Source organism: Pseudomonas sp. NPDC078416 (assembly GCF_050268485.1).
Lineage (GTDB): Bacteria > Pseudomonadota > Gammaproteobacteria > Pseudomonadales > Pseudomonadaceae > Aquipseudomonas.
This window is the reverse complement of sequence record NZ_JBNNGV010000013.1, coordinates 114,324-128,706: the sequence shown is the minus strand read 5'-3', so window position 1 is coordinate 128,706 and position 14,383 is coordinate 114,324. Positions and strand designations below refer to the sequence as shown.

The following is a 14,383-nucleotide window of genomic DNA, read 5'->3' as shown; positions in this document are numbered from 1 at the left end:
ATCAATGACTTCCCGGCGGACGCCGGTCCCACTGGATGCACGCGCTGCTGTTAGTGGGACCGGCTTCAGCCGGGAAGAGGCTGGTGTCACCACCATTTCCACTGAATGCATACGCACTCACTGTAGGAGCCGGCTTGCTGGCGAATGCGGTGGCGCTGGAACGGAGATGTCGACTGACCCACTGCGTTCGCCAGCAAGCCGGCTCCTACGGACCGAGTAAATTCGGATCAATGACTTCCCGGCGGACGCCGGTCCCACTGGATGCACGCGCTGCTGTTAGTGGGACCGGCTTCAGCCGGGAAGAGGCTGGTGTCACCACCACCATTTCCACTGAATGCACGCACACTCACTGTAGGAGCCGGCTTGCTGGCGAATGCGGTGGCGCTGAAATGGAGATGTCGACTGACCCACTGCGTTCGCCAGCAAGCCGGCTCCTACGGACCGAATACATCCGGATCAATGGCTTTCCGGTTGAAGCCGGTCCCACAGGGTATACGCGCTGCTTTTTGTGGGACCGGCTTCAGCCGGGAAGAGGCCGGTGTGGCTACCACCATTTCCACTGAATGCACACGCACTCACTGTAGGAGCCGGCTTGCTGGCGAATGCGGTGGCGCTGAAATGGAGATGTCGACTGACCCACTGCGTTCGCCAGCAAGCCGGCTCCTACGGACCGAATACATCCGGATCAATGGCTTCAAGGTTGAAGCCGGGAAAAAGCCGGTGTGGCCACCGGCGATGTCGCGGTTTGACAAAGGTGCCTCAGGCCTGGTTGCCACCGCGGCTCAGTGCACCCAGGCGACCGGAGATCGACTGCATGCCTTTGCCCAGTTCGCGCAAGGTGCCGGCGTCCCGCGCGCTTTGTTCGCTGGAGGCGTGGATGCGCACCGCCAGCTCGTTGATTTCGTGGGTGACGTGGCTCTGCTCTTGGGCGGCCACGGCGATCTGATGGGCGCGCTGGACGATGTCGTCGAAGCTGAAGACGGTGGTGCCCAGTGTGGCGGCGACGTTCACAGCCTGTTGCACCGACTCACGGGTGCGGGTGGCACCGTTCTGCATGGTCGAGACCGCCGCACTGGAGGCCTGACGCAGTTGCGAGATCATCTCCTGAATTTCGTTCGCCGAAGCCTGGGTTCTCCCGGCCAGCGTACGCACTTCATCGGCCACCACCGCAAAGCCACGCCCCTGTTCCCCTGCGCGCGCCGCTTCGATGGCGGCGTTCAGGGCCAGCAGGTTGGTCTGCTGGGAGATCGACTTGATCACTTCCAGCACGCTGCCCACGCGCTCGATGTCGTCGCCCAGTTGGGTGATGGCGCCCGCCGCCCCGGCAATGTCCGTTGCCAGTACTTCGATGGACTGGCTGTTGCTGTTGACCTGGTCCTGACTTTTCTGCGCATCGCCCAGGGAACGGCGGGCGGTGTCGGAGCAGTCCGTGGTGTTCTGGGCGACCTCATTGGCACTGGCCGACATCTCGGTGATCGCGGTCGCCAGCAAGGTGTTGTCCTGACGCTGGGATTCGGCCCGCTCGGCGACGCCTTGGGACAGCTGCGCCAGCTCGTTGGCCTGGCGTTCCAGGGACACCGACTCCTCGGCGATGCGGTGCAGCATGTCCCGCAGCGAACCTGCGTAGCGGTTGACCGACTCACGCAGCGCGCCGATCTCGTCGGCGCGCACGATGGCCAGTTGCGTATCGATCTGACCGCCCTGGCCCAGGCTTGAGATCTGTGCGGTGGTCTCGTCCAGTTGCGCCAGCAGCCGCTTGCCGGCCAGCCAGGCCAGCCCCAGCAGCACGCCTAAAAGCGGCAACAGGAACAACAGAATCTGCGCCGTCAGGCGGTTGGCCAGGCCGACAACCCGGGCTTCCGGGGTCACCAGGCCAATGCGCCAGCCGGTGCCGGCCATGGTCGCCAGCGTGACGTACGCCGGGCCGTTGAGCCGGCCATCGTGCTCAATCCTCAAGGTCGAGAGGGCCGAGGCGTTGCTCGCGAGCTGATCAGCCACCGGCTTTAACCAGGGTTGCTCCTGGCTCAATCCGCTCATGGTCAACAGGCCCTTGGTGCCTTTCGCATCGGGGAAATACAGCACGTTCCCTGAAGGATCCACCGCGAATGCGTAGCCGTCGGTGACGCCGCCCTTCTCTTTGAGGAAGGCCGCCAGACCGTCAAGCTTGAGGTCGATGGTCGCGACCCCGGCGAACGCGCCCCGGGCCCGATACGGGACGCTGCAGGTGGTCATGGCCACGCCACTGACCGGGTCCTGATACGCATCGGACCAGACGCAACGCCCTGCCGGTGCGGACTTGGCCCCGGTGTACCAGGTTTCAGCCTGATAAGGCGGCGTTTTGGCCTGGTTGTATTCGTCCGAAAAATCCAGCCGGTTGCTGGCGTTCCGTGCCCAGAAAAAGCTGCGGCGCTCGGTGCCGGCCGCAAAGGCGTTGGGCTCTGGCCACACGCCGCCGCCGGCAATGGCTGAGTCCCCCTGGCTGTCGATCAAGCCGGGGAAATTGCTCATGTACAGGGCTTCTTCGCGGGGCAGCGTTTCCGCCAGCAGCGCCATGGCAGCTGCGGTCCCCTCGATGCGACTCAAGGGCAACGCAAGCTGACGGGTGATGGCGCTGGCTGACTGCTCCGCCGACTCGGTACCGGCGGCCACCAGTTGGGGTTTGCCCCCCAGGGTCATGACCGCGAAAATCGCCACCGCCGTGAGAATCAGCAATGTCAGGATCCCCAGGGTCATTCGTCCAGCAATACGGCGGGGAATCAAAGACATGGTCAAGCTCCGAAGGAAATGTAGGGCTACATTTGCAACGGCTGTCACAGTCAAAAGTTGAAGCCGGACCGAGGTTTAAGCGACATGGGCGACAGGTGGTCATAGGATGACTCGCCAACGTCTCCCCGGCCGCCCCGGTCAGACCTCCATTTCGTCCCGCGCCACCCGAACATGTGCGGGCAGTTCAGCGGCATGCTCAATCAGCCACGCATCCAGCGTATGCCCGACATGGGTCAGCACCGCTTGCGCGGGCTTGAGCGCTTCAATGATCTGCAGCGCCAGGTTCAAGTCATTGTGGTTGCGCGGCGTTTGCGGCTGAGGTGGCATGGAGCAGTCGAGGATCAGCACGTCGAGCGACTCGCGCTGCAAAAAGGCCTGGGTGTCATGGGGCAAGCCGACGGTGTCGGTGAGGTAGGCGATGCGCCGTCCCCCGCCTTCCAGCAGATAACCCAGCGTCGGTTTGGAGTGCAGCAGCGGCAATGCGGTGACTTGCAGTTCGCCCAGGGCGCGGCTTTCGAAGGGCATGAAGGGCTGGCTGAAATCAAGGATGCCGGGGTGTTTGTACAGGTCCGACAGCCCTTCGGCGTCCACCGGGCCGTGCACCGGGATCACCAGGCCCTGACCCCAACGCAGGTGCAACAGACCCTGGGCATGGTCGGCGTGGTAGTGGGTTTGCAGGATGCCGCTGAGGCTGCGCGGAGGGAAGCGTTCGGTGAGGTCGGGCAAGCCGCTGTCGATCAGCCAGCGCTGTTCGCCCAGTTCCACCAGCGCGCAGCACGGCCGTCGACGCAGGCGTTCGTCGGCATGGGCGGCGCAACAGGCCGCGCACTCACAGCCGTAAACCGGCACTTGCCGCGCATCCCCCGTGCCAAGAAGCGTCAGGCGCATGCGGCGGCGCGCTCCAGTCGCTGCAACAATCGGGCGACGGTTTGCTCCAGCGCGCCGGAGTTGTCGAGGACGATCAACGACGGATCGCTCGCCTGCACGTCGTCAGCGAACTGCGCGTTGCGCGCCAGTCGGGTTTCGATGTCTTCGGCCGATTCCCGCGCTCGACTGAGCAAGCGCTCCCGCAATACCGCCTGATCCACTGTCAACAGCACCACCCACAGCGACGGATAACGCGACCGCGCTTGGGGCAGATGGCCGCGCGAACCGTTGACCAGGACATCGTGACCCTCGGCCAGCCATTGATCGATCTCTTTCGGGATGCCGTAATGCAGGCCGTTGGCAAACCAGTCGAGTGCAAACGCACCCTCGGCCTTTAACGCCTCGAAACGCTCGACGCTGACCGCCTGGGCCGCTTCGCCTTTGGCTTCCGCCGAGCGGGTGATGACCCGCCGCACGATTCGGCAATCCCGCGCGGCCAACGCCTCGCGGGCCGCGTCCAGCAGGCTGTCCTTGCCCGAACCCGACGGCCCGATGAGATAGATCAACCTGCCTGCCATCAGAACACCCTCTTCGCTTGTCGCCAGACTTGTTGAATGACCGGCAGTGTACCGATAGCCCGGGCGTGGATCAGGTCGGCGCGCAGGCCGACGCGAATTTCGCCACGATCGTGCAAGCCTGCTGAACGGGCCGGTGCCAGGCTGACCGTAGTGACTGCACGCGCCAGTCCGGCGCCTGTCGACTCGTCCGCTGCATCCAGCTGGGCGCCCAGGGTGAACGCCGCCTGCAACAGGCTGGCCGGATAGTAATCGCTGGAGAGAATATCCAGTAGCCCTTCTTCGGCCAATGTCGCCGCCGCAATGTTGCCCGAGTGCGAGCCGCCGCGAACGATGTTCGGCGCACCCATCAACACGCTCATGCCCAGACGCCGGCAGCCTTGCGCCGCTTCAAGGGTGGTCGGGAACTCGGCGATGCTCATGCCGTAGGCCGCCGATTCCTCGACGTGGGCCAGCGTCGCGTCGTCGTGGCTGGCCACCGACAGGCCCCGCGTCAGGCAGATGTCGACGATGGCCCGGCGATAACGGTCGCTGTAGGTCTTCGAGTTGGCGACCTGCTCGACGATGAAGGCGTCCATCTGCTCGCTGCTCAGGTGGTACTTGCCCATGTAGTACTCACGGTACTTGGATTCCAGGGCGAACTGGCGCTGGCCCGGCGAATGGTCCATCACCGACACCAGCTGCACCAGCGGCTGCTCGACCAAGTCGCGGAACACGCTGAGGGTGTCGGGGTGGCAGACTTCGCAGCGCAGGTGCAGGCGGTGCTCGGCGCGGGTCATGTCGGCAGCGTTTGCCGCGGCGATCGCCTCGATCATGCCCGGCAGTTGCTGCATGCGCTTGCCCTTGGGATTGACGTCGCCGATGGACAGCGCGTCGAACACCGTGGTGATGCCCGCCGCAATGATTTGCGCGTCGTGGCTCATCACCGCCGAGGCCGACGGCCAGTCCACACCCGGGCGTGGGCTCAGGTGTTTTTCCAGGTTGTCGGTGTGCAGCTCGACCAGCCCCGGCAGCAGGTAATCGCCGTTGAGGTTCTGCGCTTGGGCTAGCCGGCTGATGCTCTGATCGACTTCGCTGATCAAACCGTCGCGCAGCACCACGGTCCCGGTGAAGACGCGCTCGGCGGTGACGATCTTGGCGTTGGTCAGGATCTGTTCATTCAGCATTGTTCGGTCTCCTTCAGGCTGGAACCCATCGAGGCCTGCGGGGCAAGGTCGGGCGGGGTCATGTCCAGATGACGGTCGGACACCGCTTCCCGGGCCAGACGGTCGTGGAAAATGCCGATCACCGCAGCGCCGGCGCTCTTCGCTTCATTGATCAATTCGAGGACCACCTGGCGATTGCCGTCGTCCAGCGACGCGGTCGGCTCGTCCAGCAGCATCACCGGCCATGGCACCATGAAGCCGCGGGCGATGTTGACGCGTTGCTGTTCGCCGCCGGAAAACGTCCCCGGCGCCAGTTGCCACAGCCGCTGGGGAATGTTCAGCCGAGCGAGCAGATGCTCGGCGCGGACCTGGGCGTCTTCGCGTTTCCAGCCCCGGGCCAGCGCCGGTTCCATGACCACGTCGACGGTGGCGACGCGAGGAATGACCCGCAAAAACTGGCTGACATACCCGAGGGTCTGCTGGCGCACTTGCAGCACCTCCCGGGGCGCGGCGCCGACCAGTTCCAGCCACTCGCCCTGATGCTGCACGCGAATGCTGCCGCCGGCTGGCAGGTAGTTGCCGTATAGGGTGCGCAGCAGCGTGCTTTTGCCCGCGCCGGAATGGCCGTGGAGCACCAGGCATTCGCCGCCGTCGACGGAGAAATTCAGACCGCGCAGCACATTGAGCACGACGCCGTTCTGCTGGCGCAGGGTGAAGGTTTTCGAGAGGTCACGGACCTCGATCAGCGTGTTCATTGAAGGCATCCCGAGAGGCGGATCATGGCTGCAGCACCGAAGACACCAGCAGCTGCGAATACGGATGTTGCGGGTCGTCGAGGATCTGGTCGGTGAGGCCGGTTTCCACCACGCGGGAACGGCGCATGACCATCAGCCGATCGGCGAGCAGGCGGGCCACGGCCAGGTCGTGGGTGACGATCACCACCGCCAGGTCCAGTTCACGCACCAGCCCGCGCATCAGGTCGAGCAAGCGCGCCTGCACCGACACGTCGAGGCCGCCGGTGGGCTCGTCCATGAACACCAGCCGTGGACCGGACACCAGATTTCGGGCGATCTGCAGGCGCTGCTGCATGCCGCCGGAAAAGGTTCGTGGCAGGTCGTCGATCCGCGCCGGATCGATTTCCACCTGGTTGAGCCAGTCCAGCCCCGCCGCCCGCAGCGCCTGATAATTGCGCACGCCCTGGGCCATCAGTCGCTCGCCGATATTGGCCCCGGCCGACACCGCCATGCGCAGGCCGTCGCGGGGGTTCTGCTCGACGAAGCCCCATTCGGTGCGCAGCAAGGTGCGGCGTTCGGCCTCGCTGGCGCTGTACAGGTCCAGCCATTGGCCGGCATTTTTATGAGTGTCGGCGAGGCGGTAATCGATCACGCCGCTGTCCGGCGGGCAACGGCCGCTGAGCAACGAAAGCAGCGTCGATTTGCCCGAGCCGGATTCGCCGACGATGCCCAGCACCTCGCCGGGGTACAGCTCGAAACTGACGTCCTGGCATCCTTTTTCCGGGCCGTACAACTTGGTCAGGCCGCGCACTTTCAGCAGTGGCTGGGTGGGATCAGTCACCGCATCGCGGACGATCTGTTGAGCGGCATTCATTGCGCGGCCCTCCCCTGACTGACCCGTTGCGCGCAGTAGTCGGTGTCCGAGCAAACGAAGCTCTGGGTCCCCTGATCGTCGAGGATCAGCTCGTCGAGAAACGAATCGTGACTGCCGCAGATGGCGCAGTTGTGTTCCCACTTCTGCACGTCAAAAGGGTGATCCTCGAAGTCCAGGCTGGTGACGCGGGTGAACGGCGGCACCGCGTACAGACGCTTCTCGCGGCCGGCGCCGAACAGCATCAGCGCCGGGCTCATGTCCAGCTTCGGGTTGTCGAATTTGGGGATCGGCGACGGGTCCATGACGTAGCGCTCATCGACGGTCACCGGGTAGGCGTAGGCCGTGGCGATGTGGCCGAAGGTCGCGATGTCTTCGTAGAGCTTGACGTGCATGACGCCGTAGTCGTTCAGCGCGTGCATGGTGCGGGTTTCGGTTTCCGAGGGTTCGATGAAGCGCAGCGGCTCGGGGATCGGCACCTGATAGACCATGATCTGATCGGCGTGCAGCGGCGTTTCCGGGATGCGGTGACGGGTCTGGATGATCGTCGCTTCGGGGGTGCGCTCGGTGGTGGCGACACCGGCGGTGCGGGCAAAGAAACGGCGGATCGACACGGCGTTGGTGGTGTCGTCGGCGCCCTGATCGATGACTTTGAGCACGTCCTCGGCGCCGAGGATCGCGGCGGTCAGCTGCATGCCGCCGGTGCCCCAGCCGTAAGGCAGCGGCATTTCACGGCCACCAAAGGGCACTTGATAACCGGGAATCGCCACGGCCTTGAGCAGGCCGCGGCGGATCATGCGTTTGGTCTGTTCATCCAGGTACGCGAAGTTGTAGGCCTCGTCTCGCGGCGTCTGTGGTTGCGGACGTGGCTGCGTGGCGGCGTTCATTGGGCCTGCTCCTTTAAGGGCTTGCGCAGTTTGCGGATCAGCTCCAGTTCGGACTGGAAGTCCACGTAGTGCGGCAGTTTCAGGTGCGAGACGAAACCGGCGGCCTCGACGTTGTCGCAGTGGGCGAGCACGAATTCTTCCTGCTGCGCCGGCGAAACGATCTCCTCGCTGTACTCACCGGCGCGCAGGGAGCGGTCCACCAGCGCCATGCCCATGGCTTTGCGTTCGGCGTGCCCGAAGGCCAGTCCATAACCGCGCGTGAACTGCGGCAACTCGGTGGCGGAACCGACGAACTGGTTGACCATTTCGCACTCGGTCACCTCGATGGCGCCGATGGAAATCGGAAAGCCCAGCTCTTCCGGCTCGATCCACACCTCCACTTCACCGACGCGAATCTCGCCGGCAAACGGGTGGTTGCGGCCGTATCCGCGCTGGGTCGAATAGCCCAGCGCCAAGAGAAAGCCTTCATCGCCCCGGGCCAATGCTTGCAGGCGTTCGGCGCGACTGGCCGGGTACTCCAGGGGCTCACGGGTGATGTCGGCGACCGGCGCGCCGGTGTCCTGTTCTTCCTTGATCAGGCCTTCTTTGGCCAGTAGGCCCAGCACTCGCGGACAGTCCTGAACGGCGGCGTCCGCCTGGGCGTCAGGCCCGGGAAACTCCCCTTCGGCCAGCAAGGTGAAGTCCAGCAAACGGTGGGTGTAATCGAATGTCGGGCCCAGCAGTTGCCCGCCCGGCACGTCCTTGAACGTGGCCGACAGTCTCCGGTTGAGCTGCATGGCCGAGGTGTCGATGGGCAGACTGGCGCTGAAGCGGGTCAGCGTGGTGCGGTAGGCGCGCAGCAGGAAGATGGCTTCAACCAGATCGCCGGCCGACTGCTTGATCGCCAGCGCCGCGAGTTCGGCATCGTACAGCGAGCCCTCGGTCATCACCCGGGCGACGGCCAGGGGCAATTGCTGACGGATCTGTTCCACGCCCAGTTCCGCGACGGAGGTATCGCCCCGGCGCTGTTTCGCCAGCAGTTTGTGGGCATTGTCGATGGCCTGTTCGCCACCCTTGACGGCAACGTACATCAGGCGGCTCCTTGCGACGGCGACGGTTTGAACGCCACTTGTGTGCTGCGCGGCAGGCCGAGCAATTCGCTGCCGGCGACGAAGAACACGTCGATGCCGCGGGGGAAGTCATTGCGCGCTTCGCGCTCCTGCCAGAACGCCTCCTGCAGCGGCAGGCTGACGTGGTTTTTGCTTTCGATGCCCGGCCCGCGCCAGGCCAGTTGCGTGCCGCCCTGCAGGCTCGGCAACTGGACCAGCAGCGTGCAGGACTGGTCGGGGTAGCGATCGTTGCCCAGGTCGAAACCGCTGAGGTCGTGCAACTGGCTGTCGTCGAGCAGCGCGAAGCGGGCGTTCTGCCGGTCGCTGACGATCGGGCAGCCGCAATGAAAGGTCAGGTTGGCGCGGATGGCCTGGGTGTCGAATTTGGGCGCAAGCCACAGCGGCGTGTCGATGTCCAACAGCGCCAGGCACAGCGCGTGACTGGCAGCCGCCAGGCCTTCGAGGTGCGGCGGGGTTTGCGTGGCGAGCAGGCTTTGCGCGACACCGGGACCGGCCAGCGCCTTGAGGGCGGCGCGAAAACTGCGCTGGGCATCCAGCACCGGGTCGGCGAATGCCGGCTGCAGCAGCGAGGCGGGCAAGGATTGAGTTGCGAGAGAGGTGCTCATCAGTTTTCTCCTCTGACCAGGGTGAAGAAGTCCACTTTGGTCGCGGCGGTTTCGGCTTGTTGTTGGGCCCGGCGCAGGTCTTGGGCACGGGCCAGCGGGTCGATCAAGTCGCTGATCCAGTGCGCCTGTTGGGCGCCCTGCAAATGCGCGTCGGCCAGGGCGGCCAGTTCGGCGTGGGCTTTGTCGCGCCCCGCCAGGTAGCTGAAGCCGGTGCGGCCGTCGGCCAGGCGCACCACGCAACGGGTCACGGTCATCTCGCCGACGTTGAACGGCGCGCCGCTGCCGCCCATGCGGCCGCGCACCAGGGTCATGCCGATTTCCGGCGCGCGGATCAGTTGGTAGTCGGCGTCACGCAGGGCGGCTTCGTGGGCCAGCAGTTCGGCGCGGCGACTGCGCGAGAGCACGCCGATCCAGTGCTGGCGGGCAGCGTGGCCGGGGGTTTGGGCGTCGGGCGCGGTGGAAGAAACGGATGTGGCAGTCATCGAGGGCATCTCCGTCAGGTGACGATCTGATACTGGAAGCGGTCGGAGCGGCTGGTGGAATGGGCAATCTCCACCGGGTTTCCGTGCGCATCGTGGGAAAGGGTCAGCACCGTCAGCGCCGGCAAGTGGCGCGGCATCAGCAGCACGCTGGCTTCTTCGCGACTGGGCAAGCGCGCACCGATCAGGCTGAAGGTGCGGGTCAACGGCAACTCGCGTTCGGTGAGGAACTGGCGCACCGAGCCGCTGACGTAGTCGGCGATCAACGACGCGCGGGTGGCGCAGTAACGGTGGCGAATCAGGCAGACCGGCTGGCCGTCGAGGCGGCGCAGGGTTTGCAGTTCGATCAGCGGCGCATGGGGTTCGAGGCCCAGATGCCCGGCCTCCTCCGCTGTCGCCGTGCAGTGCCGGCGTTGCAGCAGCACCGCTTCAACGCCGTGGCCCAGCGCGGACAGGGATTCGCTGTAGGCACTGCCGGCGGCGACCGGATACACCAGCGGCCGGCCCAGCACCTGGGTGCCTTTGCCCTGGCGGCGCAGCAGGCTGCCTTCACGCACCAGTTCGTCGATGGCCCGGCGAACCGTGTGCCGGTTGACCTCGAAGCGCGCGGCCAGCTGGATTTCAGCGGGCAGGTATTCGCCGGCGGTGTAGCGGTCGAGTTCACTGCGCAGGGTTTGCGCCAGTTCGAGGTACATCGGTTCTCGGTGAAGCGGTTCGGATTGTCTAGACAACTGCATGGCTAAAAAAAGGGTTCGCACCCTCTCCTGTCGTGGTCATTAGATGAACTGCTTGCGCAGGCGCTGGGAGAAGATGTCGATGACGCTCACCACCACGATGATCACCAGCAGCACCGAGCAGGTTTGGGTGAACTGGAAGGCGCGGATGTTTTCCCAGAGGATCACACCGATCCCGCCGGCACCGACCATCCCCACCACCGTCGCCGAGCGCACGTTGGATTCGAAGCGGTACAGCGCGTAGGAAATCCACAGCGGCATGACTTGCGGGATGACCCCGAAGATCACTTCCTGCAAGGCGCTGGCGCCGGTGGCCCGAACGCCCTCGACCGGGCCCGGATCGATCGCTTCCACCGCTTCGGCGAACAGCTTGGCGAGCACGCCTGTGGTGCTGATCCACAACGCCAGGACGCCGGCAAACGGGCCCAGGCCGACAGCGACCACGAAGAGCATGGCGAAGACCATTTCGTTGATCGAGCGGAACGCATCCATGACCCGGCGCAGCGGCTGGTGAATCCACCACGGCGTGATGTTGTCGGCGCAGAGAATGCCCAGCGGCACCGAGCAGACGATCGCCAGCAGCGTGCCCCAGAGGGCGATCTGCACGGTGACGATCATTTCCTTGAGGTACGCGCGCCATTCGTGAAAGTCAGGCGGGAAGAAGTCGGCGGCGAAGGTCGCCATGTTGCCGGAGTCGCGGTACAGCGCCAGCGGGTTCATTTCCGCGCCGTGCCAGGCCCAGGCCATCATCGCCAGGAACAGGCCCCAGCCCAGGTATTGCGGCCAGCTGCGCTTGCCGGCGGCTTCGATGTAAGCAGCGTGAGTGGTCATAAAGAGTCCGGTTGCGAACGGGTGAAGCGCCATGACTGGCGCGCCGTGGCCATCGAGGAACAGCGCGCCGCGTGCATCAACCCGCCTTGGCGGTGCCTTGTTTTTCCAGCTCGGAGATGCGGTCCTGCAGCTTCGCCAAACCAGCGTCGATGTCTTTCAGGCGAGTGGCCTTTTCGTCGGCGCTGAGGGTGGTGCTGGCGGTGGTTTCTGTTTTCTGCTTGAACAGCTCAAGCTGGCGGATGGTCAGCAACTGGTCGTCCGAGGACTTGAGAAACTTGCCCATTTGCATGTTCTTCAGCACGGCCTTTTCTTCGTCGGTGTCGCCGTAGTTGGCGAAGAAATCGCGGATCTTGTTCTTGTCCGCGTCCGACAGGCCCTTGCGCCAGACCATCGGGTCGGCCGGGATCAGCGGCGACTTCCAGATCACTTTGAGCATCGCGGCCTTGTCCGGTTGGGTGACTTCCAGGCGGTCCCAGCTTTCGGTGTTGAAGGTCGCGACATCCAGTTGCCCTTTGGCCACGCTGAGGGCGTTGACTTCATGGCTGGAGTTCAGCGTGCGTTTGAAGGCGGTCGCGGCGTCGACGTGGTTCTGCGCGAACACGTAGTAGCCCGGCACCAGGTAGCCCGAAGTGGAGTTCGGGTCGCCGTTGCCGAAGGTCAGTTCCTTGGCGTGCTTGAGCATGTCCTCGACCGAATTGATCGGGCTGTCCTTGCGCGCAATGATCACGCTCCAGTAGCCGGGCGCACCGTTGGCGGCAGCGGTCTGGGCGAAGATCTCGCCGCCGGAACGGTCCACCGCTTCCATGGCCGCCTTGTTGCCCAGCCAGGCCACATCGACCTTGTTGAAACGCATGCCCTGGATCAGGCCGGCGTAGTCGGAGGCGAAGGTGGCGTTGACTTTCAGCCCGGTCTTTTTCGACATGTCGTCGATGAATGGCTGCCACACGCTTTTCAGGTTCTGCGAGGACTCGGTGGACATGATGCCGAAGTTGATGACGTTGTCGTCGGCCTGCGCAGTGCCCATCAGGCAACCGGCGACGACAGCGGCAGACGCGAAGACGCGCCCGATACGGTTCAACATGGGGAACTCCCGGAGCTGGGTTGGTTGTTGGGGTGTTGTCTGGTTTATGTGGTTTGTCAGTGCTGCAGCTGAATCAGGCGCGGGCCATCAGCAGTTGGGGAGGTCGTTCGGTATCCCGCGCGCTGCCGTCGAACATCAGGCTGGTGTCGGCGTCGGCGCCGTACAGGTCGTTGAGGAACTGGCTGTTGAGCTCGGCGCCGTTGCCGTCGAAATGAATGCGTCCGCCTTTGAGGGCCACGGCACGCGGGCAATAGCGCACGGCGTAATCCACTTGATGCAGGGTGACGACGACGGTCTTGCCGTCCCGGCGATTGATGTCGGCGAGGATTTCCATGACCTTGCGCGCGGACTCGGGATCGAGGGAGGCAATGGGCTCGTCGGCGAGAATGACTTCGGCCTGCTGAGTCAGCGCGCGGGCGATGGCCACCCGCTGCTGCTGGCCGCCGGACAGGGTCGAGGCCCGTTGCGGCGCCAGATCGGCAAGGCCAACGCGATCAAGGTTGGCCATGGCCCGGGCTTTCTCTTCGGCGTTGAACAGGCCCAGGCTGCCACGCCAGCGCGGCATGCGACCGAGGCAGCCGAGCAGGACGTTGTCGAGCACGCTGAGGCGATTGACCAGATTGAATTGCTGGAAGATGTAGCCGATGTCCGCGCGCAGGCGGCGCACTTTGCCGTTGAGCCGGCCCGAAGCCTGCACTTCGCGCCCCAGCACCCGAACGGTGCCGCCGTTGCTGCGATCACAGCAGGCCAACCCGGCCAGATGGCGCAACAGCGTGGATTTGCCGGAACCGGAAGCGCCGATCAGCGCCACCATTTCTCCGTGTTGTATAGACAATGCAAGGTCAACCAAAGCGGTCTTTCGGGCGAATGTCTTGTTCAGGCGGTCGACGTGGATGGCTGCGTTCATGGGCTTCTCTGGTCTTGTGATTCCAGCGTCCTGCCGGGGTGAATGATCAGCCGCAGGACCGTCCATGGCCGCGTTCGGTGCGAGTGACATTAGGGGCAGCCTGTGGCAGTTCCATGAATCGACGATGACCGCCGGATGGCAGTTCGGAGACGGTTTGATGCGCGGTTTTTCAGAGGGTTTGTGGACATCAGGACGTCGAAGGGCAATCTAGCGGCTGTGCGGGCTAGACAAGTTGCGCGGATGTTGAAGGCGTGATGGCGAGGTTAAAGGCGGGGCTGAAACAAATAATTCGTGCCGTTGGTCTGGCAGCACAACGCGGTGCAGTCAGTGGGAGGCTTTAACCGGAAAGCGTCGGATGGCGCGCTGCAGGATTAAGGGTGTACAGACTGGCCTCTTCCCGGCTGAAGCCGGTCCCACTATGGAAATGCACTCCGCCCAGTAGGACTGGCTTTAGCCGGAGAAGCGTAGGGTGTTACGCCGCAGAATTGAGGTCGGGCGGCATACTGTGGGAGTCGGCTTGCTGGCGAACGCGGTGGGCCAGAACCGAAAGTGTCGGATGACGAAACCGGTTCGCCAGCAAGCCGGCTCCTACAGTTTCGCGTCGTGCCTGCGTTGGTGGGACTGGCTTTAGCCGGGAAGGCGTCGGATGGCGCGCTGGGGGATTGAGGGAGTAAAGGCTGGCCTCTTCCCGGCTGAAGCCGGTCCTGCAAAAGCACCGCATCCCGTCAGTGAGACCTGTGACGCGGAGCGTCAGGGGATGCATTCCCACGCGGAGCGTAGGGAACGATCATC

General features: G+C 64.5%; 13 protein-coding genes and 2 pseudogenes. All 15 read right to left on the bottom strand.

What is annotated here, in order from left to right:
* Positions 1-759 precede the first annotated feature (759 nt).
* Positions 760-1,359: pseudogene (locus ACQKEN_RS14175) on the bottom strand (methyl-accepting chemotaxis protein); the annotation flags it as partial.
* A 525-nt stretch (positions 1,360-1,884) separates the two neighbouring features.
* Positions 1,885-2,508, bottom strand: a pseudogene (locus tag ACQKEN_RS14170) (PDC sensor domain-containing protein); the annotation flags it as partial.
* Positions 2,509-2,904: 396 nt separating this feature from the next.
* On the bottom strand, positions 2,905-3,654 hold the full coding sequence (gene phnP, locus ACQKEN_RS14165; protein WP_427686341.1) for a phosphonate metabolism protein PhnP: 750 nt from the start codon (positions 3,652-3,654) through the stop codon (positions 2,905-2,907).
* Complete coding sequence (phnN, locus tag ACQKEN_RS14160) at positions 3,645-4,211, bottom strand: phosphonate metabolism protein/1,5-bisphosphokinase (PRPP-forming) PhnN (protein WP_427686339.1); 567 nt, start codon at positions 4,209-4,211, stop codon at positions 3,645-3,647. The genes phnP and phnN overlap by 10 nt, the downstream gene beginning before the upstream one ends.
* A complete protein-coding gene (locus ACQKEN_RS14155) occupies positions 4,211-5,374 on the bottom strand; it encodes an alpha-D-ribose 1-methylphosphonate 5-triphosphate diphosphatase (RefSeq protein ID WP_427686337.1) in 1,164 nt (387 codons plus the stop codon). Before ACQKEN_RS14155 ends, phnN begins: the two co-directional genes overlap by 1 nt.
* Entirely contained in the window at positions 5,368-6,108 is a 741-nt protein-coding gene (gene phnL / locus ACQKEN_RS14150; RefSeq protein WP_427686335.1) for a phosphonate C-P lyase system protein PhnL, read from the bottom strand. Before phnL ends, ACQKEN_RS14155 begins: the two co-directional genes overlap by 7 nt.
* Before the next feature lie 22 nt (positions 6,109-6,130).
* Positions 6,131-6,961 (bottom strand): phosphonate C-P lyase system protein PhnK, encoded by an 831-nt coding sequence (phnK, locus tag ACQKEN_RS14145; protein WP_427686333.1) that lies wholly within the window; start codon positions 6,959-6,961, stop codon positions 6,131-6,133.
* A complete protein-coding gene (locus ACQKEN_RS14140; protein WP_427686332.1) occupies positions 6,958-7,845 on the bottom strand; it encodes an alpha-D-ribose 1-methylphosphonate 5-phosphate C-P-lyase PhnJ in 888 nt (295 codons plus the stop codon). Before ACQKEN_RS14140 ends, phnK begins: the two co-directional genes overlap by 4 nt.
* Entirely contained in the window at positions 7,842-8,915 is a 1,074-nt protein-coding gene (locus tag ACQKEN_RS14135) for a carbon-phosphorus lyase complex subunit PhnI (protein WP_427686330.1), read from the bottom strand. The genes ACQKEN_RS14140 and ACQKEN_RS14135 overlap by 4 nt, the downstream gene beginning before the upstream one ends.
* Complete coding sequence (gene phnH / locus ACQKEN_RS14130) at positions 8,915-9,532, bottom strand: phosphonate C-P lyase system protein PhnH (RefSeq protein WP_427686349.1); 618 nt, start codon at positions 9,530-9,532, stop codon at positions 8,915-8,917. The genes ACQKEN_RS14135 and phnH overlap by 1 nt, the downstream gene beginning before the upstream one ends.
* Positions 9,533-9,558: 26 nt before the next feature.
* Complete coding sequence (phnG, locus tag ACQKEN_RS14125; protein WP_427686328.1) at positions 9,559-10,041, bottom strand: phosphonate C-P lyase system protein PhnG; 483 nt, start codon at positions 10,039-10,041, stop codon at positions 9,559-9,561.
* 14 nt (positions 10,042-10,055) lie between these two features.
* Positions 10,056-10,775, bottom strand: coding sequence for a phosphonate metabolism transcriptional regulator PhnF (gene phnF / locus ACQKEN_RS14120; protein ID WP_427686326.1), 720 nt, complete (start codon positions 10,773-10,775; stop codon positions 10,056-10,058).
* A gap of 39 nt (positions 10,776-10,814) precedes the next feature.
* Positions 10,815-11,603 (bottom strand): phosphonate ABC transporter, permease protein PhnE, encoded by a 789-nt coding sequence (gene phnE, locus ACQKEN_RS14115; RefSeq protein WP_074887601.1) that lies wholly within the window; start codon positions 11,601-11,603, stop codon positions 10,815-10,817.
* A gap of 76 nt (positions 11,604-11,679) precedes the next feature.
* A complete protein-coding gene (phnD, locus tag ACQKEN_RS14110) occupies positions 11,680-12,684 on the bottom strand; it encodes a phosphonate ABC transporter substrate-binding protein (protein WP_427686323.1) in 1,005 nt (334 codons plus the stop codon).
* A gap of 73 nt (positions 12,685-12,757) precedes the next feature.
* Positions 12,758-13,591 (bottom strand): phosphonate ABC transporter ATP-binding protein, encoded by an 834-nt coding sequence (gene phnC, locus ACQKEN_RS14105; protein ID WP_427686321.1) that lies wholly within the window; start codon positions 13,589-13,591, stop codon positions 12,758-12,760.
* Between the last annotated feature and the right edge of the window lie 792 nt (positions 13,592-14,383).